This is a genomic window from Gordonia sp. (in: high G+C Gram-positive bacteria) (assembly GCF_012515855.1).
In the GTDB taxonomy this organism is placed as follows: Bacteria; Actinomycetota; Actinomycetes; order Mycobacteriales; family Mycobacteriaceae; genus Gordonia.
The window spans coordinates 1-2,210 of record NZ_JAAYXO010000251.1 but is presented as its reverse complement, the minus strand read 5'-3'; the positions used below and the strand labels follow the sequence as shown (position 1 = coordinate 2,210).

The 2,210-nt window shown below is 68.8% G+C and carries 2 protein-coding genes and 1 pseudogene; 1 reads left to right on the top strand and 2 read right to left on the bottom strand.

The window, feature by feature from the left end:
- Positions 1 to 516 (top strand): helix-turn-helix transcriptional regulator (locus GX543_RS17690; RefSeq protein WP_290853834.1); only part of this gene is annotated, 516 nt, incomplete at its 5' end.
- Between the two features lies 1 nt (position 517).
- On the opposite strand, the gene GX543_RS17685 is transcribed toward GX543_RS17690, so the two are convergent.
- Together GX543_RS17685 and GX543_RS17680 are read right to left on the bottom strand one after the other, a co-directional pair.
- The gene (locus GX543_RS17685; RefSeq protein WP_290853831.1) at positions 518 to 1,585 is read right to left on the bottom strand and encodes a DNA primase small subunit domain-containing protein; all 1,068 of its coding nucleotides are present in this window, start codon (positions 1,583 to 1,585) and stop codon (positions 518 to 520) included.
- A pseudogene (locus GX543_RS17680) lies at positions 1,575 to 2,210 on the bottom strand (ATP-dependent DNA ligase); the annotation flags it as partial. The pseudogene GX543_RS17680 and the gene GX543_RS17685, both read right to left, overlap by 11 nt.

Sequence of the window (2,210 nt, the reverse complement as noted above, 5' to 3'; positions counted from 1 at the left end):
TTCGCGGAACTGGCGGACGAGGCGATCGAACTGTCGCAGATCGACACCGACTTCGCGCGCCGACTGCACGAGCAGCTGGCGGAGGTCCCGGCCGAACGCCGCACCGAGGTCTGCGCCCGCGCACTGGCCGACAACGCGTCCGACGACGCCCCGGCCTTCGACGCGCACGCCGCGTGGGAGGTGATCACGCGCCGACGCGGTCAGGTGACGGTGGCCGAACTCGTCGAGCTGTCCGGCTGGTCGGCGCGCTACCTGACGAAGCTCTTCGTCGCGGAGTTCGGCGTCGGCCCGAAGCAGGCGGCACGGCTCGCGCGATTCGACGCCGCGCGGGCCGCCCTGGAGTCCGGCCGCGCGGCCGCGGATGTCGCCGCGGAGTGCGGATACTCGGACCAGTCGCACATGTCACGGGAATTCACCGAAATCACCGGTCTCGCGCCGCGGTCGCTGCTGGTGCGCCGCGCAGAAGAATTCACACCGGCGGAATTCACGCCGGCAGACGTCAAGCACACGGGGTGAGCTACTTCGGCTCCACCCGATTGCCGTCGGCGTCCCAGTGCTCGGCGACCATCTTGCTGGGCGGCACGCGCGGCGGCTCGCCGGGCATCTTCGGATAGTTCGGCGGGTACACCATGTCGCCGAGCCCGTTCGCCTCGTCGCGCTCGACCATCTCGAGCAGGTTCTCCAGTCCCGACCGGTGCTCGTGGATGTCGGCCCACGGATCGCCGCGCTCGGCCACCAACTTCGGCACGGTGGCGATGGTGAGGTCGTCGGGATCGACGTCCACCAGCTCATCCCAGGTCACCGGGGTCGAGACGCGGGCACGAGCCGACTTGCGCGCCGAGTAGGGCGAGGCCATCGAGCGGTCCCGCGCGTTCTGGTTGTAGTCGATGAAGATGCGCTCGCCGCGCTCCTCCTTCCACCACGACGTGGTCACGGTGTCCGGCGCGCGGCGTTCCAGCTCGCGACCGAGCGCGATCACCGCGCGACGGGTGGCGATGAAATCCCACTCGGGGCGAATCGGCACGAAGACGTGCACGCCCCGGCTTCCGGAGGTCTTGGCGAACCCGGTCATGCCCAGCTCGTCGAGGAGGGGACGCAGCAGATCTCCCGCCAGCCGCCGGACGTCGTCGAAGGTCGTGGAGTCGGACGGATCGAGGTCGATCCGCAGTTGATCGGGGTGGTCGTTGTCGGGCGCCGTGGTGGGCCAGGTGTGAAAGGTGAAGGTCCCGAGGTTGGCCGCCCACACCACGTCGGCCGCGATGCGCGGGCAGAAGGCTTGGCCGGACCGCTTGGACGGGAAAACGATCTTCGTCGAGTCCACATGTTCGGGGTGATACTTCGGCAGATGCTTTTGGTAGATCTGCTCGCCCTCGACCCCGTCGGGGAAGCGCTGCAGAAAGGTCGGGCGACCACCGATCGCGTCAAGGAGCGGGCCGGTCGACGCCATGGTTCGGTAGTAGTCGACCAGGTCGCCCTTGCGGCCACCGTCCGCACCGAGCTCCGGGAAGTAGATCTTGTCCGGGTTGGTCAGCTTCACCTCGACGCCGTCGACGTCGAGCATCACCGGCTTCGGCTTAGGAGGCATCGTCGCCCCTTCTCTGGCCGGCGCTGGACTCGAGAACGTCGAAGACGTCGTAAGTCAGGGGGACCTCGAGCTGGTCGTAGCCGCAGCTCTCCGGGTCGCGGTCGGGACGCCAGCGCAGAAACTTGACGGTGTGGCGGAAGCGCCCGCTCTCCATCTGGTCGTAGGCGAACTCCGCGACCCGTTCGGGTCGGACCGGAATCCACTCGGCGCTGCCGGCGGCCCGCCACCGGCTCACCTCGCCCTGTGCGACGCCGTCCGGGTCGAGTCGCATCGGCTCGAACATCGCCTGCAGCTCGAGTCGCTTGGCGTCGGAGAAGGCGCTGGATCCGCCGACCATTCGCAGCTCACCCTCCTCGTAGAGTCCGAGGAGCAGGGATCCGACGCCGCGGCCGGACTTGTGGACGCGGTAGCCGATCACCACGCAGTCGGCCGTGCGCTTGTGCTTGATCTTCACCATCTCGCGCTTGCCGGGAACGTAGACGCCGTCGAGCTTCTTGGCGACCACGCCGTCGAGACCCGCGCCCTCGAACTCGGTGAACCACGCCCGGGCCTGTTCGGCGTCCCGGGTGACCCGGCTGACCTGAATACGCGGGTCACCGGCGTCGGCGGCGGCCTCCACCAGTGC

What these genes read in the sequence shown, in the direction of transcription:
- GX543_RS17685 (WP_290853831.1), bottom strand. Translation starts at nt 1,585, where the DNA reads ATGCCTCCTAAGCCGAAGCCGGTGATGCTCGACGTCGACGGCGTCGAG.